The following is a 24,765-nucleotide window of genomic DNA, read 5'->3' on the forward strand; positions in this document are numbered from 1 at the left end:
GGGGTCCCGAGCAGGATCAGTGCAGGAAGACGAGGAGCCCGGCGACCGCGATGAAGAGGATGCCGAAGACGGTGTTGAGGGTGCGCTGGCCCTTCGCCGTGCGCGTGAAGCGTCGGAACGGCCGGGCGGCTGCGGCGAAGAAGCCCCACATCACGATGACGTCCACGACGACGACCGTGGCCAGGAGGATCAGGTATTGAGGCAGTTGGGGTTCGTCGAGGCGGATGAACTGGGGGATGAAGGCGAGGAAGAACACGATCGCCTTGGGGTTGAGCAGGTTGACCCAGAAACCCCGACGGATCATGGACCAGTGGCCCTCGTGCGCATCGACCAGGTCGAGTGCGTCGTCGGCGACGGGAGCCGTGGGCTTCGCGAGGATCAGCCGCAGGCCGAGGTAGACGAGGTAGGCGGCACCCGCGTAACGGATGCCGTTGAAAAGCAGTTCGGACCGCGAGACCAGCAGCCCGACTCCCGCCGCCACCACGACCACGTGCACGACGAGGGCGAGCTGCTGCCCGATGATGCCCCAGATCGATCGACGCCAGCCCTGGGAGAGAGCGTTCGACATCGTATTGATGGCGCCGGCGCCCGGGGTGAAGCTGATCACCACGGATGCCGTCAGAAGCGAGAACCAGACCGCGAGTGACACCTCGTCAGTCTAGGGGCGCGTTTCGGGGTGAAAGACCTCAAAGCGAAAGGCCCGAGTCCAGGGACTCGGGCCTTTCGTATGGGGTGAGTAACGGGACTCGAACCCGCGACATCCGGCACCACAAGCCAGCGCTCTACCAGCTGAGCTATACCCACCATGTGCCTACCGGAGCAGGCAACCAGACGAGTCTATTACATGTTTGGGGTGAACTCCGACACGGTGCGCTGAGCGATGGTCTTCGCGTCGTCGCTCGTGGGGCCGGGCTCGTCGACGAACACCGCCTCCCGGTAGTAGCGGAGCTCACGGATGGACTCGAGGATGTCTGCGAGCGCGCGGTGTCCGCCGTCTTTTGACGGGGCCTGGAAGAAGACTCGCGGGTACCACCGGCGCGACAGCTCCTTGATGCTGGACACATCGACGTTGCGGTAGTGCAGCCACTGGTCGATCTTCGGCATGTACTTCGCGAGGAACATGCGATCGGTGCCGATCGTGTTGCCGGCGAGGGGAGCCTTGCGCTCGACGGGGACGAAGCGACGGATATATGCGAGCGTCTGCGCCTCAGCCTCCTCGAGCGTCACCCCGAGCGGGATCTCCTCGATCAGGCCCGACTTCTCGTGCATCTTGGTGACGAAGTCGTTCATGTTCTCGAGCGAGGCGGCGCTCGGGCGGATCACGATCTGGAATCCGGGATCGACGGGTTGGAGTTCGAAGTCCGTGATGACGACGGCGATCTCGACGAGTTCGTCGATCGAGAGATCGAGCCCCGTCATCTCACAGTCGATCCATACGAGACGATCGTTCTCCGACGCAGATACCATGCCGTCATACTATCGACGGCTCCGACATCGGAGCGCGAGCACGGTACGGTAGTGCTATTCGCCTCCGTAGCTCAGCGGAAGAGCAGCGGCCTTCTAATCCGCCGGTCGCAGGTTCGAATCCTGCCGGGGGCACGACTGCGTCATCGGTTCACGAGTATCGCAGCGCGGATACCGCGTCGTCGACCCGCCAGAACTCGCCGATCAGTCGGAACGCGCCGGTCTCGAGGTGGAGACGCTCGGCGCGATAGCGCAGACCGAGCGGATCGGTGGCGACGCGAAGGTGGCCGAGGACTCGACCGGACGCGTTGTCCTGCACACGCCACAACTGATCGGCGGCGCGGATCAGGTGTTCACGCGTCGAGGCGATGCGGGGCGTCGTCCAGGGCTGTGCGGTGGTGGGTGCGATCAGTGTGTCGTTCATGAGTTCTCCTCTCACCTCGAACGTATGACCGACCACCGACATTCGGATCGATGGCCGGGGGCACTCTTCCTGCACGCTGACCGGGGATTCCCGTTCGTCCACCAACCGCGTGATCCGTGTCCCGCAGGGCCAGCTGCCTGCCGCAGTCTGGAGCGAGCCGAGCGGAAGACTCGGGAGCGAAGGAGAACGAGATGATGGATACCGTGACGATCGTCGGCAAGGTGGCGACCGAACCCAACCAGGCGCAGACGGGCGGAGGCGTCGCCGTGACGAACTTCCGTCTCGCGAGCACCCATCGCCGATTCGATCAGTCGGCCCAGGCCTGGGTCGATTCCGGTGTCAAGCGCAGATATGTCCTGTCGTGAGCGATGCGAGGGGAAGTGGGGTACGGCAGACTCGATTCTGAGGAGGTCGCACACATGCCGCGACAGTCAAAACCGGGCCGTGGAGAGGTCGATCCACCGCCCAGCACTGGTTACCCAAGCGCGTACGACATCCCTGATTTCAAGCACATGCGGGAGCAGATGGCCGGGATGCGTGCTCTTCTTGCCCTGAAGCCATCGCTACGGGCCGATTTCAAGAAAATCGAGCGGGAGCACCAACGCATCGTCGGCACCGTCGAATCTTTCTATCGAATCATTGGGGATCGGCATTGGGTGTTCCACGGTTCACTACACCTGGATTCCATGGCTACCGCGGTCAGCGCAGGGGATCCCGAGACCGTCGAGGAATCGCTTATTGCGCAGTACCAAGACGAACAGCGGATGAAGTACGCGCTGATGCGCGCCAAGAATGTCCGCGAGATGCGCCCGAGATCGCAGATGTTGGATGCTGCCTTCCGAGACCACCTTGAAGGGCGCTACTACGCGGTGGTACTTGTGCTTCTGGCGGTCATGGACGGTTTCGTCAACGACGTCGGCAGCCAGCGGCGGGGCTTACACACTCGTGACGGTGAGGAACTCGTCGCCTGGAACTCGGTGACCGCACATCACCAGGGCCTGGCGGCAACACAGAAGTCGTTCACGAAGAGCTTCAACAAGACCAGTGCCGAACCTGTCTATGAGTTGTATCGGAACGGGATCATGCACGGCAACCTCACGAACTTCAACAACGTCGTTGTCGCTTCGAAGGCCTGGAATCGCCTGTTCTCTCTGATCGACTGGGCGCAAGCCATCGAGCAGGCGAAGAAACCCATCGAACCCGAGCCGACCTTTCGCGAGTCCCTAGCGAAGATGGCGGACATTGCCGCCGACCGCAAGAAGATGGCTGCATGGAAGCCTCGTACGAGGAGCGTCGTGGCTGACGGCCTTGAAAAGGTTATGTCGGAGCCGGTCGTTGTGGCGGCAGCGTCAATGTTGGATGCGTGGATCGCGAGAAACTATGGCCAACTTGCTCCATTTTTGTACGAGTTCACTAAGCCGAAGTCGAAGAATGCCTTCATCGGTGAGGTTCGCTCACGCTTTGCGGCAACTCCACTCGAGAGCTTCCAGGTCTTGGGCGTCGATGTTCGAGGTCCCGGCCTTGCCCATGTGACTGTCGGGCTGACTGTCGACGGCGTACTCCACGAATCGGAGCTGCGGTGGTTGTATGTCGACGGAGACAAGCACACGCGGGTTGAGGGTGATCCGCGAGGAACATGGCAGGTCATACAGACGGACCCATTGAGCATCGTCGGCAGGAAGTGGTGAGGCTTCAGAACTCTGCGCCCGCGCTCGATTGCCCTACGCCGAGGCCAATCCGATCACCGGCATGGAAAGTCCTCGTTCGCATCGTCGGCGGCATCGAATAGGCTCCAAGACGTGAAACCGTGGGAACCGTGGGACGCATCCGATGCAGAGATCGCAGATCTCTACGTCATCCGTGAGCAGATTCCGGAGAGCTTGGAGGAACCGATCTTCGGGTGGCTCCGAAGCGTGTTCCTCCAAGCGACACAGTACGGCGAAGTAAATCCGCCCCTGGTGCATTTTATCGAAACCTCCCTCCGAACCCGCCTGAACCAGGCCCATCCAAGCCAGGACGAACTTGCGGCAGCAATCACATCTCGTGGAGAAAAGTTCACTCTTCGTGTTGTCGACCTTCTGCTGTCAACCTTCGAGCCGGAGCCGCCATACGGGTCCATGCCCGAGAGCGTAGCGATGCTGAATCTGCAAATGGAGCGTAGCGGCTCGGCGGTAGCGATCGTGGGGGAGGACCGTCACTACAGGCTTGCGCGACGAATGCCGGAAGGAGTCGAAGAGGCGGCGCAGATGGCAGTACAGAGTGCCAACGTCACCGCCGGTCGTCATCTGGTCAACGCGTGGCAAGAGATGCAAGGCCTCGAACCCGATGCCAGCAAGATCCTGCGAGAGGGCATTCAAGCGGTCGAGGCTGCGGCTGGAGGCCAGGTGATCCCGAAGGATAAGAAACCCCAGCTGTCCAAGATTGTCGGCGCACTCCGGCAGCAACAAGGATGGGGGCTTGCGTTCGCGCGGCGCGATGATGGCCATCCCGACCATCTGGCGGTCTTGATTGGGATGCTCGAAACTCTCGCTTTCGCGGAGCAGCATCGGCACTCCGGACATGGCTATTCCCTGGCTCAAGCGACCGGGCACGTTCAACTCGCCGCCACACTAGTTGGTTGGTTCTCCGCGGACGTTGTCGTTCGACACAAGCCCTGACTCGCTCCGGTGACGATGACAACTTCGTTGGCACTCTGTAGTCCTTGACCTGTGCGCGCCTGGAATCCAATATGCTCAGCGAGTGGCGCCGATCACCTGCCTTGTCTACCGACCCGCTGTCCCCGTAGGGGCGCGGTGTAGCCACGCCCGAATCTTCCATGACGGACGACCCGATAATGTTTGGCACTGGCACGTGGAAGTTCGCCCAGAGATGGACGCGCTCTGGGACAACCGGCTCGATCCTGAGTTGACGTGGGCCGAGCACCAGGATTACAAGGCGAAGCTGACCGACCTGCTCAAAAAGGGCAGGACGGGAATGGTGTATGTCGCGGAAGTGCGGGGCGAGGCTCACGTGATCCGAGACACGCTACTTGAACTCCGACCGCTCCTCGAAACCACGCGGCCCGCATTCAATCGCACTCAACGTCATCTCAGGTTGTACTTCGGCGAACCCGAAGGTGACCCCAGCGCCCTCTGGGCGCTGCACCTGGATACTAAGGGGGACGCTCAGTCCGGCAAGGACGAACAGAACAACGCCATCCACGAGTCGTTCCGCCGAGCGGATGCATGGCGGGCGGCATGACCAAGGCGGCTAGAGTGGGATACCTGGAGGTGGACGCATGACTCACAACGAGTTAGAAGCTCATTGGGAGTACGAAGCGCCAGCAGCCCACGGCGATGCCCGCGACATCGGCGAATGGACCGCGTCGTGCAACCTGCGATCTCAAGAGCAGCTATTTGTGGCCCTTGCTGTGGCGAACTCTGAGGCGGGTATCTCGTCTGGCGTCGTTGCAGAACGACTGGGCATCTCACCGGCGGATGTCGACGACATCATCCATGGCCGTACCGACCTCACACTCACTGAGCTTCGACTCTTTTCATTGGCTGCAGAAGTCGTTGTCACCTACCGAGTGACGCCAGCGAGGAGCGAATGGACTCGGGTGCGCTCGGCCTTTACAGAGATGACGGCGGCGCACCGAAGCTTTGTGACTAGGCACTATGACTCGTCCGGGGATAGCTCGACGATCGACCCACTAGAAGTTGCTCGCAAGGCACTCGCAGCACGATGAACACGACGTTGTCAGTTGTAAACCTGCAGGTGTTCCGGCTCCGGGCGTCGCGCGCCGATGACGTAGAACTGCATGTCGATTGGTCCGTGACATACAGCACTACAGCAGTGGCGACGGAGCTGGGAGATGCTTGGCCCCTTCTAGCCACGATTCACGCCGGAGGCGTCGGCGGATGGGCCGACATCACCGTTTCCGGCATTCTCAAGAACGCGGGATCCGCAACTGACGCGCATTGGGAAGATGAGCTTGGCTCCAGCGAAGCATTGGAAACGCTGTACGACTTCGCTCGAAGCCACCTTGGACCGCTTTTGATGACGGTAGACGCTGAAGTGCCGCTCCCTAAAACGTCGCCGCAGGTCGACCTTCGAGCCTTTGCACCATCTGACGAAGATGAGGACAACGTCGAGGTTCCAGGCGAGGCGGACTTCGCCGAACCTCGCTCGGTCGAAACAACCTGAGGGAAAGCCAACTACTTAGACGCGGAGTCCTTGGATGTTGCCCAGGCGCGCGAAACCGGCCCCGTTAGCATCTGAGGCAGGTCTTTGGGATCGTCGCTGTCGATGAAACTTCGGTACTCGTATCCAGTCGACGTCTTCCTGTACAGCTCGGCTATCGTGCGCGCACGCCCATCCTTCGACAGCCCGTAGACGACGAGGGCTTCGTCGCGGCCCCCTACGGGGTCCTTATCGTAGAAATCGTTATGCTCCGGCAAGTCGTTAGCCCAACGCTTCTTCGGCTTACCGGTACGTGGATCTAGCCTCGTGATCCACATCTCAGAGGCGAACATGACTCCGTCGAAGGCCATTGCCCCAAGCATTTCGACGGCATGCTGGAACATCAACTCCCTCGGTTGGTTGGCGGGAATCCGGAGCGGTATACCTCGAACAACCTCGTTGCCTCGATAGAACAGCAGGACAGATCCGGCATAGTCGTCTTTCTCAAGGAAGATCTTGGACACCGCCATGCGTGCGGGCACATCATCGATCACTCCGTTATTGAAGGCGATGGGGTCCCCGTACCGTTCCCGAGAGCGCTGCGCGGAGGCTTCGTCCATCTCGATGATTCCGTAGGCCACGTCATGGATCTCTCCAGTCGTGACATCGATGCTTGCCGATGGCGGGGCGAGTGGAAAGCATCGAGGGGAGTCGCTTGTGCTGGCGTCGACGCACGGACGTCGAAACCCGCCAAGTTCGCACACTTCAACCCCGGATTGCTCGTGAGCAACGCGAATCAGATGTGCGACCCCCGCGTAAAGCTCGCGGAGGGCGGCAATCAACTCATGCTGTGGGAGTTGATCGTCGAACCACTTTCGGGAGACGCGGATGGTGCCAGGACCGGCGGGGCGATCGCGAGCGATCAGATCTCGGTAGACGTTGATCATGTCGTCGACGGTGAACGACGGTGGGACGTTGACCACGTCCTCGCCCTCGCGAAGGCGCGGCCCGTAATACGTGACCTCCGCGACGCTTAGCGTGTGGAGATCCTCCTCCTTGACGATGCGATTTCTCGATTGAACGCCCCAGCGCATGACCTCGTTCGCGCGCGCTTCGTCCTGCCACTTGGAGTACCACTCATCGAAGTTGCTCCATCGAGACTTGCGCTTCTGGAGTAGGAAGCTCACTCCGCGGGAATTCTGTATAGCGGAGTTGAGGAATCGGCGAAACTCCTCGGCGTCGAAGTACGATTCGCTCGCACGATGGATGTCCTCATGGACGTCCATAAGTCGGCGGTGTGCGTCTTGGCACGGGCAGGCAGGCGGCATTCGATCTCCACAGGGCGATTCGGTCGACCCGCTCAGACTAGTGCGAGCGCCCGGCGGATTTCGCCCTTAGGCATCTACGGCCTCACTAAACCCGGTGTATTGCGTGGGTAGGCGCAAGTGCTCGGGAATCTCGCGGCATACACCGGTGGCGCACCGTCACCCCAAATAGGCATCCGGCTTTCGAGCGATAGGTAGAGGAATGAGAACCCCTGAAGCCCTCGCCGCCATCCGCGAACTCGACGCACTCCCCGAGGCTCGCCGCCGCTACCTCGCCGCGCTCGTCGGCACCGCCCCGACAGACGCAGACCGCGCTCTCATCGTGCTCGACGCGCGACATGAACGTCGCACAGTACGCGAAAAAACAGAAGCCGATCTGAAGGCCGAACTTGCCTCACGTAGGGTGTGGGCCGCGCGGAACCCCCAAAGGCCGCCAGAGGAGCGCACAGAGCCTTCCAGGAGGCGCTACACGATGGCGGAAGGCGTTAGATTCCCGGAGCACCGCCCCGTGAGCGTACGTTACGTCGCGCCGACGAAGACCGCCCCGGAAAAGTCCGAGCACCGACCACTCAATGCACCTGTGAGACATCACGGAAGCGAGAAGCAACAAGCTCCCGTTGTCTCCCCTCCGGTAATCCCAGAGGCGAAGAAAACTCCGGTGAGACGCGAACGCCAAAGCCGACCCGAGCCAAAGCACGGCACAGCCCACCGGTACAACGGCACAAAAAACCGCCCACCGTGTCGGTGTGATTCGTGTAAGGCATCGAAGGCCATTGCCAACGCGAAGGCACGCGAGAAAATGCGGCAGAAGAAACTAGAAAATATGCGCTCTGGAGAATCTCCCCAGTAACGCGTAAAGATGAAATGACCCCCGCGTTGCCGGGAAGCTCAGCGGGGGTCGGATGGAGAATTTGTAATGCCAATTGTACACGATTTTTTTGCTCAGGAAGATGATACCCGAGCAGTCCCATCGAATGTAAAGGAACTTAGGGGTACAGAGTGTAAAGCAACTTACTCTCACCCCGTGAGAGTACATAGGAAGAAGAGCTTCCGGCTACACACGAACTCGAAGGTACCTGCCCGAGAGCACAAGGAAAGGAATAGGGCATACATGTCGAGAGTGCTCTACACGCTCCTGGTCCAGGAAGGCTTGAAGTGGAAGAATCACCGGGTACACGTGGAGAAGAAAATACCTACCTGGGACGATTTGAGCAATCATCTCGATGAGTGGGCCATGGATGGGAAGTACGCCGAACACACCGAAGTGATTCAGTTTGCCGCTGACTACGAGATTGCGACCGGCAATGCGGACAGGAAGGGTTCGCTGAACTGGGATCAGCTCGAACACATCGTGAGCGGTGCCGTCGATTATGTAGAAGATACCTGGGATGAGACTTGGTATCCCCGGATGATCGCGAAGGCACGCAAGGGCGGGCAGGCTGGGCGGAAGTGGGACCTGGAGCAGTACCTCGACACGTACGACATGACCCCGACCGCAGCGGCTAGGCACTTGGGCGTTTCCCGACCGACCGTTTATGCCATGCGTAAGCACTTTGATTCAGTCTTCGACATGAGCACGGGAGAAGTACTCGATGAGGACGCTTTGTAGCCCCTCAGAAACCGCACGCGCGTTTTTGAGCGCCTGAATCCCTCTCTCCGATGCAGGGATACCTCACTCAAATTCAGGCCCGCAAATGACCGCAGAAGTTTCTCAAAAGATTTCGAGATTTCCCGATAGCTGAGGGACGGATTGAGCGATAGTAGTAACTAGAGATGAGAGCAAAAAGGTCTCCTTCAACCTACTGGGGCCTCATCTTCAAAATCGGGGGAATCCGTGGCGGTGTACCCGAGCCGAGCAAAAGTCCACGGATTCCGCAAGTTTCAAGGGAAGTGCAGCTTATGTCGCAGATCGGTAGACCGTCAACCGTAGAGAATCATAGCGCGCGTGCACGTATCGATACCGCCCTCGACTCAGGCGAAACTTACGAATCAATTCGCACGTGGACGGGCCTTAGCGTAAGCGCTCTCTCCAGGTACGCAATTTCTCGAAAAAGTGACCTCGCGAAGTTGGCAGACGATGAGCCAAGCGCTACCGACGTGATTGTGCGTGCCGTACAGATCGCGGACGACGCGCGAGACCTCCGCCGCAAGTCACGAACCTCTACACCTGTCGCACGAGCGCGGGCGATCAAGGTCGAGTCCGAAGCCCTGAGCGTGCTGATCCGGCACCTGGGCATCGATGACACTCACGCGGAAAGAGTCTTCGAAGAGACTGCCGAACTCGTAGCCGCGCTCGTCGAGCACACAAAGCGTGATCCTGAGGCCATGCGTGGCCTCCTGAAGACGATGGCGGAGCGTCCCGCCCTCCGCGAACTCAAGGCGGCGCTCCGTCGCCAGATTGGTACGACCGACCATGACTGATCGCATTTTTCATTGCCGCGCCACTGGCCTGACCCTCGCGCAATTCTCCGAGGCCGGGGATGCTCGCGCGGGCAAGGTGCTGTCCCGAGGCGAGAACTTCACAGTGACTGAGGCTGAGTACGAACTCTCGAAGGACCGTCTGGGCCGTTCGTGGCTCGATATGACGCCCGACGAACAGGTAAAGCGCTGGGGAATGCAGAAGTTCGGTACTGGCCCCGCTCCGTCCGACATGGCTTTCGGATCAGACGATGAGGGCTACCAGTACCGCCAGGGCACCCGCGCTCGCGAAGAGGCCCAGCTCATCAGCCACCCGAAAGAGCGTGCCGCCGCCCTGGCCGAAGTCGAGCGCAAGTATGGCTCCGCGTTGCATCCGGTCGCCCAGGGGCCTCAGCACATTCCGGGCCGATGACACTTACAGACGACGCTCTGAGCCAACTACTCGCAGTAGTGGGGGATGTCTACAGCGGGAAGCTATCGGCATCCGAGCACGAGATTGAGATTTTGGTGTGGGCGCTTGAAGTGCTCGCCGCTCTAGGAGACGACAATGAACGATGACAGTTACCTTCGCGCAGTGATCGCGTCCAACACCGATGCCGAACGTGCCGCCGCTGAGGAGAAGAAGAGTTTCTTCGAGTGGAGTCAGGCAGACATCGCCAAGGCCCTCGACCCGAACAACCCTGAAGTCCGCCGCCTCACATCCGAGCCGTCTCAGAATCCGGAAGTCGAACGGCTCGCCGGGCTACTCGGGGACATTCTTAAGAACTAAGAATCTCTGCGCGCTCTTCGTAGGGGCCGCGCAGACCCGTTACCCGTGTCAGGCCGGGTAACACCCTCCACAGCCCTCCCGGCTTTACTTCGTCAAGGTCCGCCGGGAGGGCTGTCTCATACCTAACCTGCGAGAATCGGGACATGGACACTGAGAGCATCCGGCGCTCTGCCGACACGCTCGCCGCAGTGCTCGGAGAAATCGAATCGGGCAATCTCGACGCATCCGCCGATCAGCGCGCGTATCTCTCCGGTGCCTTGGACACGCTCAAGGGGTTGCTCGACAACTAGGGTTATACATAAGAGGAACCTTTTATGTATGCTCGACTCATGAGCAAGCCCCTCGCACTCGCGTACGTTCGCGTCTCCTCCCTCATGCAGGTGGAGGAGGGCGCATCGCTCGATGCCCAAGAGAGCACACTGCGTGAGGAAGCTGACCGACGCGGCTGGGATGTCGAGATCGTGCGCGAGGAAGGCAAGAGCGCCAAGACCATCAAAGGCCGCGACAGGCTGACTGAGGCTCTAGAGCGCCTTGACCATGGCGAGGCTCAGTTCCTGCTCTCCGTCCGTCTGGATCGCGTCTCTCGCTCCGTTGCAGACTTCGCCTCGCTCATTGAGAGGGCACGCCGCAAGCAATGGGGCATCGTGCTCCTCTCGCCCAATCTCGATCTCTCCGACCCTTCCGGCGAGTTCGTGGCCAACGTCCTGGCGTCGGCGGCACAGTATGAGCGCCGCCTGATCTCAGTACGCACTCGCGAGGGGATGGCTCAGCGGAAGGCTGAGGGCGTCACGTTCGGGCGAGAAGTAGCCGCCGAGTTTCTGGCCACGTATCGGCGCGTCCTGACGATGCACAGCGGCGGTGAGAGCATGAACGCCATTGCCCGCACGCTCAACGCTGAGGGCGTGCCTACCGCGAAGGGTGGGAAGTGGTACGCCTCGACGGTGCGCGCCATCGTCACGAGTGAGACAGCGAAGGCTCTCTGAGCGTTAGCTGTTCTCGCCGTCCGCATCGTCGTCTAGCTGGACGAACAGGATCGAAGTCCACGGGTACCAGCGAAGGCTGTCATAAGCCACCGCCCATATTCCCGCATCTCCCCACGTGCGGACGATGACCTTCGCCCACTCCCCATCCACCGTACGAATGGTTACGGTCTGATCGTGCCGCGCATTGGTGCCGAAGTCGATGCTCATGAACTGAAGCTATCTCCCGACCCCACCGAAAGCTAGTTCGAATCTTTGTTCGAACGCGAGTAGCCTGACGAAGTGGGAGCAGGCGAGAGAGTCAAGGCGGCGAACGACGCCAGGGCTTACCGCGAGTCCGTGATCGCGGCATCGAAGCGTGGACGCCTACAGAGTCTTACAGACCGGGAGTTAGACGTGCGCAACGCTCCCGTGACCGTGTATCCCCCCGGCGCGCAAAGACGTGTGCAAGCGTGGGTGCGGTTCGGGGAGCACCCCCTGTTAGTTGATGCCAAGGTCGCTCGCTCGACCCCCTCCGCTGTCGGCATCGAGTTCAGAGTGGAAGGCCAGACTTTCCGGGCATGGATTTGGGGCAACGCGATCACGCTCGCGGATGACTAGCATCAGCACATGGCTACCGAGCAGCGCGATGTTCTCATCGATGACCTCGACGGGTCAGAAGCGCACCATACGGTCGCGTTCGCGTTCCGAGGCCGCGCGTACGAAATCGACTTGAGCACGGATCACGCCGCCGAGTTCTTCGAAGCGATCGCGAGGTACGTCGAGGCCGCGAGGCCGGTCGAGTATGTGAACCCGCGTGAAGCGCCTAGACCGCCGACCCCGGCAGAGGTAAGGGCTTGGGCCGCACAAGTGGGACTAAAGGTGTCGAGTGGTGGCCGGATTGCACACAGCGTTCAAGCCGCCTACGCTGCTGCGCACCCGTGAATCTCGGGCGATCTTTGCTACTTGGTATGACAACCAGCGCTGAGCAAACGCGGACGCAATGTCACCGGGGGAGTGGTCCGCGAGTGCGGGTATGTTGTCGGCAACGATGCGACGCTCAGCATTCGCCAAATTGAGTCGAGAGTTCGGCAAGAGTGCCTTGGTCAGCGCCCGACGGTCGTCAACTGCGAGCGATTCCCAGTGCGAAGACCACGCAATCGCCGACCCCTGCTCGACCTCCACGAATCTAAGGGCAGCAGACATCGCCGCTCCGCCGATGTCTGCTGACACGGCTTGATCGAATTCGATCCGGAGCCGGTCGATCTCCAGCCCGAGCGATGCGATCTTCGCTTTGAGGGTTGGGACGTTCGCTCCAGGTTCGAAGATCATCTCCTGGGCGAGGTCGCTCTGACGGCGAAGTTCCGCGAGCTCCAGTTGAATCTCTTTCATCGGTGCGGCGGTGTGGAAGTCACTCTCCGTCACTACGAGCGCCACGAGTCTCTGGAGGACCATCTCGGCTACCGTCTCTGATGCAGAAGTGAGAAGCATGGTTGGGTGGCGCTTGTCTTGGGAGGCTACCGGTCTCCCATCCGGTGCACACTTCAGATAGGCGCGCCCACGGCTTGATGCAAGGCGGAGGTAGTTCCCGCACACCCCGCACCGAATCAGCCCAGTCAAACTCTGTACGACTGGCTGACGACCTCTGCGAGGCCTCCGTGAGGGATCGTCAAGGATAGCCTTTGCGGCCTCCCACGTCTCGTTGTCCACGATAGGAAGCAGGTCTGTGCTGTAGAGCACCCCTTTGATGACAAGGTGACCCCTGTTGCGTTCGCGCAGAAGCATGGACCGAATTGTCTGAGGCCTCCATGAGTTGTCAGCGGCTCGATCACGGGTCAGGCCCCGTTTCGTGAACTCGCGAGCGATGGACACGAGTGTCTGTCCAGCAATCACAGCGTCATACGCCCATCGAAGAGCTGCAGCTTCCGCCTCGCGAAGCTCTGCGCAACCCGGTTCGTAGCCGAACGGTCTGACGCCGCGCATGTCGACCCCCTGATTCAACGCAGACTGACGAGCAAACCGGATTCGCTCTCCGGTGCGCTCAGCTTCTGCGGCGTCCCAAGCAGCAATGGTCAATGCAGTGGCTCTACCGTCGGCTGTCTGGAGATCGAATGTGGGCGAGACCTTGAACACGTATCGGAGGCCCCGGCGCTCTGCAACCTCGATGAGATGTACCCACTCAGTGGCCCGTCGAGTGAGGCGGCTCATTGAATAGGCCACGATGACATCGAGCTTCCCGGCTTCAGCATCTTTCATCATCTGCGCGAACTGGGGTCGCTTGGCTTTCGAGTGTTTGCTCGCGCCCGCATCGTTATCGCTGTAAAGACGTACTACCACCCCGCCCAGGCCCGCTGCAATCTCTTCGCAAGCTCGCTTCTGATTCTGCACGCCGATCTCGGTCCCCTCCCGGTCGCGAGAGATGCGCGTGTAGATGCCGATTCTGAGTTTCATGTGTCCTCCTGCCCTATGGATACGCTCGACTCGGGCGCGATCCAAGATCGAGGACAGGCTATTTTGGGGATTCGCCGGAACGAACTGGTACTCCGTCGCCGCGTATCGGCAGCTCGGCGAGCATGCGAAGGCCTCGCTGCGCTCCGGCGACAGTGTGATCGTCACCGGGCGTCTGCGGATCCGCAACTGGGAGAGCAACGGCAAGAGCGGCACGAGCGTCGACATCGACGCGGATGCGATCGGGCACGACCTCCGGTGGGGGACGACGGCCTACCTCCGTTCGAGCCGCACGACGCCGACCAGTGAGGCGCCGGCCGCGGCGAACGACACGCACGGAGACACTCGCGGCGACGAGGAGTCCGCGCCGCTCGCGCTCGACACGGCATGGGCCGAGACGGACACCCCCGCGGTGGACGAGGAAGCGACGGCGACGGCACTCTACTGAGCCCGCGAGAGGCCGCGACGCCCGCCGTGTCGTGTGACGGCGATCGTCGGCACGTCCCCGTAGACTCGGGGCGTGCTTCGACGATCGGTCCTCCCCGTCATACGCGCGGTCGTCGGTGCGTCCGTCGCTGCGGCCGCTGTCCTCGTGCTCGCGGGCTGCGTAGGCGGCCCCGAGCCCGCGCCCACGTCTTCGGCTCCGTCGCCCTCGACGACCGACGCCCCCGTGGAGGTCGCCTTCGTGCCCGACGGCTCCGCCGAGGACAACCTCCCGATCTTCACTCAGACCGCGCAGGGCGTGTGGGAATCAGAGCAGCGCGGCGAGGGGCGAGCGTACATCGACGCACTGGTGGGCGTCGGCTTCGACAAAGCGGCGATGCAGGTCACCAACGACCAGTCGACCGTGGGGAACGCGGCCGAGAGTCTGCAGTTCTCGGTGCGTTGGGGCGACACCGAGTGCCTCATCGGCCAGGTCGGTCCGTCGACGGGCCAGCTGGTGACGCAGGTGATGCCGCAACTCGCCGAGGGACGATGCCTCATCGGCACCACGCGCGCGATCGACTGGTGACCCGCACTCCAGCCGGTAGGCTGGAGTGTCGATCAGACGCCGACAGAAGGAGCGATTCCCGGTGGCAGAGTACATCTACTCGATGGTCCGTGCGCGCAAGGCGGTGGGCGAGAAGCTCATCCTCGATGACGTCACGATGGCCTTCCTCCCCGGAGCGAAGATCGGCATGGTCGGCCCGAACGGTGCCGGTAAGTCGACGATCCTCAAGATCATGGCCGGCCTCGACACGCCCTCCAACGGCGAGGCGAAGCTCTCGCCGGGGTTCAGCGTCGGCATCCTGATGCAGGAGCCGGAGCTCGACGAATCGAAGACGGTGATCGAGAACATCCAAGACGGCATCGCCATCAAGGCGAAGGTCGACCGTTTCAACGAGATCTCGGCGCTGATGGCCGATCCCGACGCCGACTTCGACGCTCTGCTCGCCGAGATGGGCACCCTGCAGGAGGAGATCGACGCAGCCGACGGATGGGACCTCGACTCCCAGCTCGACCAGGCGATGGATGCGCTCCGCACCCCGCCGGCCGATGCGGCGATCGCTCCACTCTCCGGTGGTGAGAAGCGCCGCGTGGCTCTCGCCAAGCTGCTGCTGCAGAAGCCGGATCTGCTGCTGCTCGACGAGCCCACCAACCACCTCGATGCCGAGAGCGTGCTCTGGCTCGAGCAGCACCTGCAGGCGTACAAGGGCGCGGTCATCGCGATCACCCACGACCGGTACTTCCTCGACCACGTCGCCGAGTGGATCGCAGAGGTCGACCGTGGTCGCCTGATCGGCTACGAGGGCAACTACTCGACCTACCTCGAGAAGAAGGGCGAGCGCCTCGAGATCCAGGGCAAGAAGGACGCCAAGCTCGCGAAGCGCCTCAAGGAGGAGCTCGAGTGGGTCCGCTCCAGCGCGAAGGGGCGTCAGACCAAGTCGAAGGCGCGTCTCGCCCGCTACGAGGAGATGGCATCCGAGGCGGAGCGCACCCGCAAGCTCGACTTCGAGGAGATCACGATCCCCGCCGGTCCTCGACTCGGCAGCATCGTCATCGACGCGAAGAACCTGCAGAAGGGCTTCGACGGTCGCTCTCTCATCGATGGACTCAGCTTCAACCTGCCGCCCAACGGCATCGTCGGCGTGATCGGCCCGAACGGCGTTGGAAAGACCACGCTGTTCAAGACGATCGTGGGCCTGGAGCCGCTCGACGGCGGCACTCTGAAGATCGGTGAGACGGTCAAGATCAGCTACGTGGACCAGTCTCGCGCGAACATCGACCCCGACAAGACGCTGTGGGAGGTCGTCTCCGACGGACTCGACTTCATCACCGTCGGCAAGACCGAGATCCCGTCGCGCGCCTACGTGTCGAAGTTCGGGTTCAAGGGGCCGGACCAGCAGAAGAAGGCCGGTGTGCTCTCCGGTGGTGAGCGCAACCGTCTGAACCTCGCCCTCACGCTCAAGGAGGGCGGCAACCTGCTGCTCCTCGACGAGCCCACCAACGATCTCGACGTCGAGACGCTGAGCTCGCTCGAGAACGCGCTGCTCGAGTTCCCCGGCTGCGCCGTGGTCATCACGCACGACCGGTGGTTCCTCGACCGCATCGCCACGCACATCCTGGCGTACGAAGGCACCGACGAGAAGCCCGACCAGTGGTACTGGTTCGAGGGTAACTTCGAGGCCTACGAGGAGAACAAGATCGAGCGCCTCGGGCCGGACGCGGCGAAGCCGCACCGGTCGACGCACCGCAAGCTCACGCGCGACTGAGCACCGATGTCCGATTCGAGCACAGCGGCAGGTCCTCGTCTGCACATTCCCATCCACCTGCGGTGGGGAGATCTGGACGCATTCAACCACGTTAACAACACCTCCATGCTCAAGCTCCTCGAAGAGGCGCGCGTGCGGGCGTTCTGGCGTGCGGGACCGGGGGAGGAAGCCCCCTCGACCGCTGTGCTCGATTCGGGGATCGACGAGGGCGTGCTCACGCTCATCGCCCGCCAGGAGATCGAGTACCTCGCGCCGGTGCCGTACCAGCGCCGGCCGCTCGAGGTGCAGATGTGGTTCGGCAAGCTCGGCGGATCGAGCGTCGAGGTCTGCTACGAGGTGCACAACGACCCCGCGTCCGAGCCGCGCACCATCTACGCCCGCTCGACCGCGATCATCGTGCTCGTCGATGCCCGCACCGGGCGGCCGACCCGCCTCACCGGAGAGATGCGCGAGGCGTGGGAACCCTACGTCGGCGCGTCGATCGAGTACGCGCACCGCTGAGCGGGTCGAGCCCTGGATCGGGGCTCAGGCCCCTTCGGGCACGCGGATCATGATCTCCTGCGCGACGCTCGCGACCAGAGCTCCGTCACGCGTGTAGATGCGTCCCGTCGCGAGTCCGCGACCCCCGCGGGCGTTCGGCGACTCCTGCACGTAGAGCAACCACTCGTCGACCCGCGCCGGACGATGCCACCACATCGCGTGGTCGAGGCTCGCCACCTTCAGCCCGGGAAGCGCCCAGTAGACGCCGTGCGCCCGCAGGATCGACTCCTGGATCGTCATGTCGCTGAGGTACGCGAGAGCCGCGCGGTGCAGGCGCGGATCGTCGGGAAGCGGTGCGCGCATCCGCATCCACACCGCCTGACGGGGTGCCCGCTCATCACGGCTCGGCAGGTAGAGCGGGTGGCCGACGTGACGGATGTCGGCAGCGCGGTCGGTCAGCATCCGCACCGTCCCGCCGGGTAGACCCTCGACCGTCGCCTCATCCGGGGCGAGTGTCTCCGGATCGGGGATTCCCTCGGGTAGCGGCTCGGCATGCTCGACGCCGGGATCCTCATCCTGGAACGAGGCGATCATCGAGAAGATCGGCACCCCGTTCTGGTACGCCTGCGACCGACGGGTGGAGAACGACCGCCCGTCGTGGATGCGATCGACCGCGATCGTTATCCCCTGCGCGGAATCGCCCGGGCGCAGGAAGTAGCCGTGCATCGAATGCACCGGTCGGTCCTCGGGGAGCGTGCGCTCGGCGGCGATGAGGCTCTGTGCGAGCACCTGGCCGCCGTAGATACGGCCGGTGGGCATCGGGTGCGACGCGCCGGTGAAGATGTCCTCCGTCGTACGCGCCTGCGTCGAATCGAGATCGAGCACCTCGAGCAACTGCTCGACGGTGCGGACGGCGTGGCTCTCCGCGCTCATATCTCCCTCTCTGCGGCCGGACCACCGCTCCGTTGATAGTTTAGAACCCGTGCCCCACGACCTCCTGCTCGCCGACCGCGAGACCGCGAAAGACGTCCTCACCTTCCTGGGACGGGCGGCGCGGATCACCGACGAGGGGGTGCGTCTGCAGGCGGCGAACGGAGTTCTCGCCCTGACCACCGCGGCGCTCGCTCCGCAGGGCCTGTTCGACCAGACCCCCACCGTGCTGGCGATGCGCATCGTCCATGCCGATCCCGAGCTGCAGTGCGACATCGTGGTGGACCGACTCACGGCCGGTGACGACGACGTTCGACTCGCACTGCCCGAGACGGGTCTCTCCCCGGCGTGGGCGGGTGTCGCGCCGCCGCGAAGCGGATGGGAGCAGATCGCCGAGCTTCCGGCATCCGTCATCGCGAATCGTGCCCAGTGGGGGATCTCCGCCGTCGCGCGCGGTGCGACTCCCGGCGCCGGAGAGGAAGCCGTCCGCGCGTTGCGTGCGGCCATCTGGGGCGAGCCGGACGAGGACCTGGCGGGCCTGCCGCGCGGGATCGCCTTCGCGGCCGACGCGCTGGGATTCATCTCGGGTGAGGAGCAGGTGCCGGTGACGCGCTCGGGGCGATGGTCGCGCCTCGCATTCCGTCGCGGGCATGTGCTCGCGCGCGGTCCCGTTGCGACCGGACTCACCGCCGTGCGGGATACGGGACTCCAGGGCCCGATCTAGCCGCCGGCTGCCGGTTCATCGCGCCGCGGCGCGTCCTGCCTGCCGTCCGGAGAACAGGCAGCCGCCCAGGAACGTCCCTTCGAGCGCGCGATAGCCGTGCACGCCACCGCCGCCGAAGCCGCTCGCCTCACCTGCCGCGAAGAGACCGGGGATGGCAGAGCCCTGGCCGTCGAGCGCACGCCCGTCGAGATCGGTCTGGATGCCTCCGAGCGACTTGCGGGTGAGCACATGGAGCTTCACGGCGACCATGGGTCCGGCGGACGGGTCCTGCAGGCGATGCGGTGCGGCTGTGCGGATGAGCTTGTCGCCGCGATAGCTGCGCATCGAGCGGAGCATGCCGATCTGGGCATCCTTGGTGAAGTCGTTCTCGATCTCCCGATCACGCGCCTGCACCTCGCGCCGCACGGTGTCGATGTCGAGGTGTTCTCCGCCCGGATGGGCCTGCATCTGCTCGAGCAACGACTCAAGATCGTTCTCGACGATGAAGTCAGCGCCCTCATCGAGGAACGACTGGACGGGGCCGGTCGGTCCCTTGGCGAGACGCGACTTCAGCAGCAGCCCGACGTCCTTGCTGGTGAGGTCCGGGTTCTGCTCGCTCCCGGAGAGCGCGAACTCCTTCTCGATGATCTGACGGGAGGTCACGAACCACGAGTGGTCGTGGCCCGTCGTGCGCAGATGAGCCAGGGTGCCGAGCGTGTCGAAGCCCGGGTACAGCGGTACGGGCAGGCGCGAGCCGGTCGCATCGAGCCAGAGCGATGAGGGACCGGGGAGGATGCGGATACCGTGCGACGGCCAGACCGGATCCCAGTTCGTGATGCCCTCGACGTAGTGCCACATGCGGTCGCCGTTGATCAGCCGGGCGCCGGCCTCGGCGGAGACGCGCTGCATCGAACCGTCGACGTAGGCGGGCACGCCGGTGAGCATGTGGGCCGGGGGAGTGCCGAGCCGCTCGGGCCAGGCCGCACGCACCAGATCGTGGTTGCCGCCGATACCGCCCGAGGCCACGATCGTCGCGCCCGCACGGATCTCGAAGTCGCCGACGATCTCTCGGGAGGAGGGGATGCCGCGCTCCTCGCCGTTCGAGGCGAGGATGTCGCCGCGGGCACCCGATACGGCGCCGTCGGCCGTGAGGAGTGCGGTGACGCGATGGCGGGGCAGGACGGTGAGCCGCCCCTCGCGCTCGCCCTGTTCGACCCGGGCCGCGAAGGGAGCGACCACTCCCGGACCGGTGCCCCAGGTGATGTGGAAACGCGGCACGGAGTTTCCGGGGCCGATCGCCCCGTAGCCTCCGCGTTCCGCCCATCCCACGACGGGGAAGAAGCCGACGCCCCGTTCGCGCAGCCAGGCGCGCTTCTCCCCGGCGGCGAACTGCAGGTAGGCCTCCGCCCATCGGCGCGGCCACTCGTCCTCCGGGCGGTCGAAACCGGCGGAGCCGAACCAGTCCTGCGTCGCGAGCTCGATCGAGTCGCGGATGCCGAGGCGTCGCTGCTCGGGGGAATCGATGAAGAACAGTCCGCCGAACGACCACCACGCCTGGCCGCCGAGGTTCGTGCGCGGCTCCTGATCGATGAGCACGACGCGGCGACCGGCGTCGAGCGCCTCGGAGGCGGCGACGAGTCCGGCCAACCCCCATCCGATCACCAGGACATCCGTGGACAGGGGTGAGTTCGTCATGGTGTCTCCGTTGATTCCTGACGTGAGCGGGTCTCGAGGGTGGGGCGTCCGTCGGCGCCGGCACCGATTCCCGACGGCTCGAACGTGTTCACCATCGCATATGCGGCGCGCTCGAGGTAGTCCCAGAGCGTGGATTCGTGCAGAGGCGACAACTCCGCCTCGTCGACGGCGGTGCGCATGCAGCGGAGCCAACGATCGCGGGCGTCGGGGTCGACGTGGAACGGCATGTGGCGCATGCGCAGCCGCGGGTGCCCACGGGTCTCCCCGTAGGTGGTGGGCCCTCCCCAGTACTGCTCGAGGAACAGCAGCAGGCGCTCTTCCGCGGGACCGAGATCCTCCTCGGGGTACATGGGCTTCAGCACCGGATCGATCGCGACCTCGCGGTAGAACACCGAGACGATCTTCGCGAACGTCTCGCGGCCGCCGACCTCGTCGTAGAACGTCACTTGTCCGTGCTCCCGTCGCCCGTGGTGGGCTTCTTGCGCCGCCAGATCCCGCGGTCGGGGATCACCGGAACGCCGGTCACGGCGTTCGGACGCGTCTTGGGGGGATTCGCTCCGCGGACGCGGCGCGCTCCGTCGAGGCCGGTGGGGATCACGGCGTGCATGCGGGGGATCGCGATCTCCTTCTCGGACAGCGCCGCGCGCAGACGCTTGCGCAGTTCTTGCGCGACGTCATCCTTCGCGTTCGCGCGGGCCTTGATCACGATGCGCACGACGAGGGCGTCGCCCTCGATCGATTCCAGGCCCCACAGCTCGGGCTTCTCGACGATCCGGGTGCGCCACTTCGGGTCCTTCGCGAGGGCGAGGGCGGTGTCGAGCATCGTCTGCTCGACCACTTCGAGATCGGAGTCGACAGGCACGCCGATGTCGATGATCGCGCGGGCCCAGCCCTGCGACATGTTGCCGATGCGCAGGACCTCGCCGTTGCGCACGTACCAGAGGGTGCCGTTGACATCGCGCACCTGCGTGATGCGCACGCTCACGTACTCGACCACGCCGGTCGCGAGACCGAGGTCGACGACGTCGCCGATGCCGATCTGATCCTCGGCGACGAGGAAGATGCCGTTCAGCACGTCCTTGACGATGTTCTGGGCGCCGAAACCGAGGCCGGCGCCGACCGCGGCGGTCAGCAGCGTCAGGGAGCCGAGCAGGCTGTTGTCGATCGCGTTCACGATGAGCACAAGCGCGATGATCACCAGCATCACGTTCACGATGTTCTGGAGGATCGACCCCAGGGTGCGCGTGCGCTGCACGAGGCGCATGTCGGCGAGCGGTGAGCGTTCCAGGGCCTGCGTGTCGTCGACGGATGCCTTGTTCTTCGCGCTGTCGACGATGCGGTGCACGACCCGACGAATGACCACACGCAGCACGAGGGCGATGAGCACGCAGCTCACGATGATGATCGCGACCAGGAGTGCTTTGCCTCCGACGATCCCCAACACGCGGAGCGTCTCCTCCCAGATCGCTGGGACGTCGGTCGGCTCGACGGGATCGGTGTTCTCGAACGGAATGATCATCGCCACCGATTCTAGCGATCGGGTCTCGGTGCGGGCTGGATACGAGAAGGGGCCCGGGGCGACGTCGTCAGACGCACCCCGGGCCCCGTCACGCAGACGCTCAGTCGTCGCTGTCGCGGGACTGCGCGGTGAGCGCGCGCTCGACGTCGGCGAGGTTCTCGAGCACGAGGCGGCGCAGCGCCGGCGCGGCATCCTGATGCTCGGACAGCCACGCGCGGGTCGCGTCACGAAGGGCGACATCGGCCAGTGCCGTCGGGAACAGACCCGTCACGAGGTACTGCGCGATCTGATAGGTGCGCGACTCCCAGACGGGCAGGAGCATCTCGAAATACGGCCCGACGAACTCGCGGAGAGCTTCGGCACCCGCGGGGTGCACGAAGCCGAGAGCCGCGGAGCGGACGATCGTGTTCGGGGCATCGTCACGGTCGACGAGGGAGGCCCACGCCGCCTTCTTGGATGCGACGTCGGGGAGAGCCGCACGTGCCTGCGCGGCGAACTCGCCACCCTTGGAGGTGTTGTCCGCGGCGAGAGCGGCGTCGATCGTCGCGGCATCCGTGGCCCCGATGGTCGCGAGGCCCACCAGCAGCTGCCAGCTCAGGTCGGCATCGATTTCGAGACCGGGCAGCGTCTCCTCGCCCGAGCGCAGGCGACCGACGATGCCCGCGTGCTCCGGCGTCACGAGAGAGGTGGCGAAGGCGGTGACGAACTGCAGCTGGCTGTCGCTGCCGGACTCGGCCGACTCGGCGAGTGCCCACAGGCCGTCGGCGACCTTGAGTCGCGCCGCGTCGCGTTCCTCGGGCGCGACGTAGAGCGTCGCCGCCGTGCGCAGCTGCGCGAGCGTGGTGCGCACCGTGGTCGACTCGGTCTCCCGGCCGATGTTGCCGAGCACGAGATCGATGTAGTCGGATGCCGCGCTCTCGGCGTCGCGGGTCTGATCCCACGCCGCACCCCAGACGAGCGAGCGCGCGAGCGGATCGTGGATGTCGGCGAGGTGCGCGATGGCCGTGGCGAGCGAGCGCTCGTCGAGGCGGATCTTCGCGTAGGCGAGGTCCTGGTCGTTCAGCAGCACGAGGTCGGGCTGGGCCAGGCCCTGCAGCTCCGGCACCTCGGTGCGATCGCCGTCGACGTCGACCTCGACGTAGTGCGTGCGGGTGAGTGCACCGTCGGTCAGGTTGTAGAACCCGATGCCCAGACGGTGCGGGCGGATCGTCGGGTAGTCCGCCGGGGCGGTCTGCGTCACGGCGAAGCGCGAGATCGTGCCGTTGCCGTCCTCCGCGATGACGGGCTCGAGGGTGTTGACCCCCGCGGTCTCGAGCCACTTCTTCGACCACGTGCTCAGGTCGCGTCCGCTGGTGGCCTCGAGCTCGACGAGCAGATCGCTCAGCTCGGTGTTGCCCCACGAGTGCTTCTGGAAATACTGCGAGACACCGGCGAAGAAGGCCTCGATGCCCACCCACGCGGCGAGCTGCTTGAGCACGGAGCCGCCCTTGGCGTACGTGATGCCGTCGAAGTTGACCTGCACGTCCTCGAGGTCGTTGATCTCGGCGACGATCGGGTGCGTCGACGGGAGCTGGTCCTGGCGATACGCCCAGGTCTTCTCCATCGCGTTGAACGTCGTCCATGCCTCGGTCCACTCGGTGGCCTCGGCGGTCGCGATGGTCGACGCCCACTCGGCGAACGACTCGTTCAGCCAGAGGTCGTTCCACCACTTCATGGTCACCAGATCGCCGAACCACATGTGTGCGAGCTCGTGGAGGATCGTGACGACGCGACGCTCCTTCACGGCATCCGTCACCTTGCTGCGGAAGACGTAGGTCTCGGTGAAGGTGACAGCGCCGGCGTTCTCCATGGCTCCGGCGTTGAACTCCGGCACGAAGAGCTGGTCGTACTTGGCGAACGGGTAGGGAACGCCGAACTTGGACTCGTAGTAGGCGAAGCCCTCACGGGTCTTGTCGAAGATGTAGTCGGCGTCGAGGTGCTGCCAGAGGCTCTTGCGGCCGTAGACACCGAGGGGGATGACGCGACCGGATGCGCTCGTGAGCTCCGAGAAGGTCGACTCGTACGGTCCGGCGATCAGGGCCGTGATGTACGAGGAGATGCGGGGGGTCGGCTCGAAGCCCCAGGTCGCGGTGACGTCGTCGTCGTGCACGATCGGCTCGGGCGTGGGGGAGTTCGAGATCACCTTCCAGGCGGCGGGCGCCGTGATCGTGAACTGGAACGTGGCCTTCAGATCGGGCTGCTCGAACACCGCGAACACGCGACGGGAGTCGGGCACCTCGAACTGGGAGTAGAGGTAGACCTCGCCGTCGACGGGGTCGACGAAGCGGTGCAGGCCCTCGCCCGTGTTCGTGTAGACGCAGTCGGCGTCGACGACCAGCACGTTCTCGGCCTGCAGGCCCGTGAGGGTGATGCGCGAGTCCGCGAAGACCTCGTTCGGGTCGAGCTGCTCGCCGTTGAGCGAGATCTCGCGCACGTCGCGCGCGATCAGGTCGATGAACGTGAAGCTGTCGGGCGTCGCGGTGAAGCGGACGACGCTCCGGGATCCGAAGATCTCGGCGCCCTTCGTCAGGTCGAGTGCGATGTCGTACGACTCGGTGCCGACGACGTCGCGACGCTCCTGCGCTTCGATACGGGTGAGGTTCTCTCCAGGCACAGCTTTACTCCCAGGGGTGAGGGGTCGTCGCCGGGGAATGGCGCAGTTGGCGCCGACGGCAACC

Annotated in this window: 29 protein-coding genes and 2 tRNA genes; 19 read left to right on the top strand and 12 right to left on the bottom strand. The window is 63.9% G+C overall.

What is annotated here, in order from left to right; translation table 11 throughout:
- Window positions 1–16: 16 nt before the first annotated feature.
- The 3 genes from ACTJKK_RS03085 to orn form a co-directional block, all read right to left on the bottom strand.
- Window positions 17–649, bottom strand: coding sequence for a LysE family transporter (locus tag ACTJKK_RS03085; protein WP_440746957.1), 633 nt, complete (start codon window positions 647–649; stop codon window positions 17–19).
- 79 nt (window positions 650–728) lie between these two features.
- Window positions 729–804 (bottom strand) — tRNA-His (locus ACTJKK_RS03090).
- A gap of 36 nt (window positions 805–840) precedes the next feature.
- Entirely contained in the window at window positions 841–1,467 is a 627-nt protein-coding gene (orn, locus tag ACTJKK_RS03095; RefSeq protein WP_440746958.1) for an oligoribonuclease, read from the bottom strand.
- Between the two features lie 60 nt (window positions 1,468–1,527).
- Between orn and ACTJKK_RS03100 the strand changes: the two genes are divergently transcribed.
- Window positions 1,528–1,599: transfer RNA gene (locus tag ACTJKK_RS03100), tRNA-Arg, on the top strand.
- A gap of 16 nt (window positions 1,600–1,615) precedes the next feature.
- Here the strand turns inward: ACTJKK_RS03100 and ACTJKK_RS03105 are convergent.
- Window positions 1,616–1,888: a hypothetical protein gene (locus tag ACTJKK_RS03105; protein WP_247622558.1), complete on the bottom strand. Its 273-nt coding sequence runs from the start codon at window positions 1,886–1,888 to the stop codon at window positions 1,616–1,618.
- 191 nt (window positions 1,889–2,079) lie between these two features.
- Between ACTJKK_RS03105 and ACTJKK_RS03110 the strand changes: the two genes are divergently transcribed.
- From ACTJKK_RS03110 to ACTJKK_RS03135, 6 genes are all read left to right on the top strand, one after another.
- The gene (locus ACTJKK_RS03110) at window positions 2,080–2,253 is read left to right on the top strand and encodes a single-stranded DNA-binding protein (RefSeq protein ID WP_440746959.1); all 174 of its coding nucleotides are present in this window, start codon (window positions 2,080–2,082) and stop codon (window positions 2,251–2,253) included.
- 54 nt (window positions 2,254–2,307) lie between these two features.
- Window positions 2,308–3,576, top strand: a complete 1,269-nt coding sequence (locus tag ACTJKK_RS03115) for a hypothetical protein (protein ID WP_440746960.1) — start codon at window positions 2,308–2,310, stop codon at window positions 3,574–3,576.
- Between the two features lie 111 nt (window positions 3,577–3,687).
- The gene (locus tag ACTJKK_RS03120; RefSeq protein WP_440746961.1) at window positions 3,688–4,545 is read left to right on the top strand and encodes a hypothetical protein; all 858 of its coding nucleotides are present in this window, start codon (window positions 3,688–3,690) and stop codon (window positions 4,543–4,545) included.
- A gap of 211 nt (window positions 4,546–4,756) precedes the next feature.
- Window positions 4,757–5,128: a hypothetical protein gene (locus tag ACTJKK_RS03125; RefSeq protein ID WP_440746962.1), complete on the top strand. Its 372-nt coding sequence runs from the start codon at window positions 4,757–4,759 to the stop codon at window positions 5,126–5,128.
- Between the two features lie 37 nt (window positions 5,129–5,165).
- On the top strand, window positions 5,166–5,615 hold the full coding sequence (locus ACTJKK_RS03130; RefSeq protein WP_440746963.1) for a helix-turn-helix domain-containing protein: 450 nt from the start codon (window positions 5,166–5,168) through the stop codon (window positions 5,613–5,615).
- Entirely contained in the window at window positions 5,612–6,073 is a 462-nt protein-coding gene (locus ACTJKK_RS03135; protein WP_440746964.1) for a hypothetical protein, read from the top strand. Before ACTJKK_RS03130 ends, ACTJKK_RS03135 begins: the two co-directional genes overlap by 4 nt.
- 11 nt (window positions 6,074–6,084) lie before the next feature.
- On the opposite strand, the gene ACTJKK_RS03140 is transcribed toward ACTJKK_RS03135, so the two are convergent.
- Entirely contained in the window at window positions 6,085–7,335 is a 1,251-nt protein-coding gene (locus ACTJKK_RS03140; RefSeq protein WP_440746965.1) for a hypothetical protein, read from the bottom strand.
- Window positions 7,336–8,290: 955 nt separating this feature from the next.
- On the opposite strand from ACTJKK_RS03140, the gene ACTJKK_RS03145 reads away from it, so the two are divergent.
- The 6 genes from ACTJKK_RS03145 to ACTJKK_RS03170 all read left to right on the top strand — a co-directional run bounded on the left by ACTJKK_RS03145 (window position 8,291) and on the right by ACTJKK_RS03170 (window position 11,544).
- A complete protein-coding gene (locus ACTJKK_RS03145) occupies window positions 8,291–8,983 on the top strand; it encodes a hypothetical protein (RefSeq protein ID WP_440746966.1) in 693 nt (230 codons plus the stop codon).
- Between the two features lie 458 nt (window positions 8,984–9,441).
- Window positions 9,442–9,795 carry a hypothetical protein gene (locus tag ACTJKK_RS03150; RefSeq protein WP_440746967.1) on the top strand — a complete coding sequence of 118 codons (354 nt, stop codon included), beginning with the start codon at window positions 9,442–9,444 and terminating at the stop codon, window positions 9,793–9,795.
- Window positions 9,788–10,204: a hypothetical protein gene (locus tag ACTJKK_RS03155; protein WP_440746968.1), complete on the top strand. Its 417-nt coding sequence runs from the start codon at window positions 9,788–9,790 to the stop codon at window positions 10,202–10,204. Before ACTJKK_RS03150 ends, ACTJKK_RS03155 begins: the two co-directional genes overlap by 8 nt.
- Window positions 10,205–10,339: 135 nt before the next feature.
- Entirely contained in the window at window positions 10,340–10,561 is a 222-nt protein-coding gene (locus ACTJKK_RS03160) for a hypothetical protein (RefSeq protein WP_440746969.1), read from the top strand.
- Between the two features lie 143 nt (window positions 10,562–10,704).
- On the top strand, window positions 10,705–10,851 hold the full coding sequence (locus ACTJKK_RS03165; RefSeq protein WP_440746970.1) for a hypothetical protein: 147 nt from the start codon (window positions 10,705–10,707) through the stop codon (window positions 10,849–10,851).
- A 39-nt stretch (window positions 10,852–10,890) separates the two neighbouring features.
- Window positions 10,891–11,544, top strand: a complete 654-nt coding sequence (locus ACTJKK_RS03170) for a recombinase family protein (RefSeq protein WP_440746971.1) — start codon at window positions 10,891–10,893, stop codon at window positions 11,542–11,544.
- Between the two features lie 3 nt (window positions 11,545–11,547).
- Here the strand turns inward: ACTJKK_RS03170 and ACTJKK_RS03175 are convergent, their stop codons facing one another.
- Window positions 11,548–11,751: a hypothetical protein gene (locus ACTJKK_RS03175; RefSeq protein WP_440746972.1), complete on the bottom strand. Its 204-nt coding sequence runs from the start codon at window positions 11,749–11,751 to the stop codon at window positions 11,548–11,550.
- 399 nt (window positions 11,752–12,150) lie between these two features.
- Between ACTJKK_RS03175 and ACTJKK_RS03180 the strand changes: the two genes are divergently transcribed.
- Window positions 12,151–12,465 carry a histone-like nucleoid-structuring protein Lsr2 gene (locus ACTJKK_RS03180; protein WP_440746973.1) on the top strand — a complete coding sequence of 105 codons (315 nt, stop codon included), beginning with the start codon at window positions 12,151–12,153 and terminating at the stop codon, window positions 12,463–12,465.
- Here ACTJKK_RS03180 and ACTJKK_RS03185 read toward each other — a convergent pair.
- Window positions 12,397–13,971 (bottom strand): recombinase family protein, encoded by a 1,575-nt coding sequence (locus ACTJKK_RS03185; protein ID WP_440746974.1) that lies wholly within the window; start codon window positions 13,969–13,971, stop codon window positions 12,397–12,399. The two genes, ACTJKK_RS03180 and ACTJKK_RS03185, sit on opposite strands and share 69 nt — an antisense overlap.
- Between ACTJKK_RS03185 and ACTJKK_RS03190 the strand changes: the two genes are divergently transcribed.
- From ACTJKK_RS03190 to ACTJKK_RS03205, 4 genes are all read left to right on the top strand, one after another.
- Window positions 13,970–14,416: a single-stranded DNA-binding protein gene (locus tag ACTJKK_RS03190; RefSeq protein ID WP_440746975.1), complete on the top strand. Its 447-nt coding sequence runs from the start codon at window positions 13,970–13,972 to the stop codon at window positions 14,414–14,416. The two genes, ACTJKK_RS03185 and ACTJKK_RS03190, sit on opposite strands and share 2 nt — an antisense overlap.
- 72 nt (window positions 14,417–14,488) lie before the next feature.
- The gene (locus tag ACTJKK_RS03195) at window positions 14,489–14,980 is read left to right on the top strand and encodes a DUF6993 domain-containing protein (RefSeq protein WP_440746976.1); all 492 of its coding nucleotides are present in this window, start codon (window positions 14,489–14,491) and stop codon (window positions 14,978–14,980) included.
- A 61-nt stretch (window positions 14,981–15,041) separates the two neighbouring features.
- Window positions 15,042–16,721 carry an energy-dependent translational throttle protein EttA gene (ettA, locus tag ACTJKK_RS03200; RefSeq protein ID WP_247622555.1) on the top strand — a complete coding sequence of 560 codons (1,680 nt, stop codon included), beginning with the start codon at window positions 15,042–15,044 and terminating at the stop codon, window positions 16,719–16,721.
- A 6-nt stretch (window positions 16,722–16,727) separates the two neighbouring features.
- Window positions 16,728–17,222: an acyl-CoA thioesterase gene (locus tag ACTJKK_RS03205; RefSeq protein WP_247622554.1), complete on the top strand. Its 495-nt coding sequence runs from the start codon at window positions 16,728–16,730 to the stop codon at window positions 17,220–17,222.
- Between the two features lie 24 nt (window positions 17,223–17,246).
- Here ACTJKK_RS03205 and ACTJKK_RS03210 read toward each other — a convergent pair whose 3' ends face one another.
- Window positions 17,247–18,134, bottom strand: coding sequence for an acyl-CoA thioesterase (locus ACTJKK_RS03210; RefSeq protein ID WP_247622553.1), 888 nt, complete (start codon window positions 18,132–18,134; stop codon window positions 17,247–17,249).
- Window positions 18,135–18,183: 49 nt separating this feature from the next.
- Between ACTJKK_RS03210 and ACTJKK_RS03215 the strand changes: the two genes are divergently transcribed.
- Complete coding sequence (locus ACTJKK_RS03215; protein ID WP_440746977.1) at window positions 18,184–18,855, top strand: hypothetical protein; 672 nt, start codon at window positions 18,184–18,186, stop codon at window positions 18,853–18,855.
- Window positions 18,856–18,870: 15 nt separating this feature from the next.
- Here ACTJKK_RS03215 and ACTJKK_RS03220 read toward each other — a convergent pair whose 3' ends face one another.
- The 4 genes from ACTJKK_RS03220 to pepN form a co-directional block, all read right to left on the bottom strand.
- A complete protein-coding gene (locus ACTJKK_RS03220; protein ID WP_440746978.1) occupies window positions 18,871–20,529 on the bottom strand; it encodes an FAD-binding dehydrogenase in 1,659 nt (552 codons plus the stop codon).
- Window positions 20,526–20,975, bottom strand: coding sequence for a globin (locus ACTJKK_RS03225; RefSeq protein WP_247622550.1), 450 nt, complete (start codon window positions 20,973–20,975; stop codon window positions 20,526–20,528). Before ACTJKK_RS03225 ends, ACTJKK_RS03220 begins: the two co-directional genes overlap by 4 nt.
- The gene (locus tag ACTJKK_RS03230; RefSeq protein ID WP_440746979.1) at window positions 20,972–22,048 is read right to left on the bottom strand and encodes a mechanosensitive ion channel family protein; all 1,077 of its coding nucleotides are present in this window, start codon (window positions 22,046–22,048) and stop codon (window positions 20,972–20,974) included. Before ACTJKK_RS03230 ends, ACTJKK_RS03225 begins: the two co-directional genes overlap by 4 nt.
- Window positions 22,049–22,148: 100 nt before the next feature.
- On the bottom strand, window positions 22,149–24,701 hold the full coding sequence (gene pepN, locus ACTJKK_RS03235; RefSeq protein ID WP_440746980.1) for an aminopeptidase N: 2,553 nt from the start codon (window positions 24,699–24,701) through the stop codon (window positions 22,149–22,151).
- Between the last annotated feature and the right edge of the window lie 64 nt (window positions 24,702–24,765).

The sequence above is a fragment of the Microbacterium sp. 22179 genome (genome assembly GCF_052045715.1).
Classification (GTDB): Bacteria; Actinomycetota; Actinomycetes; order Actinomycetales; family Microbacteriaceae; genus Microbacterium; species Microbacterium galbinum.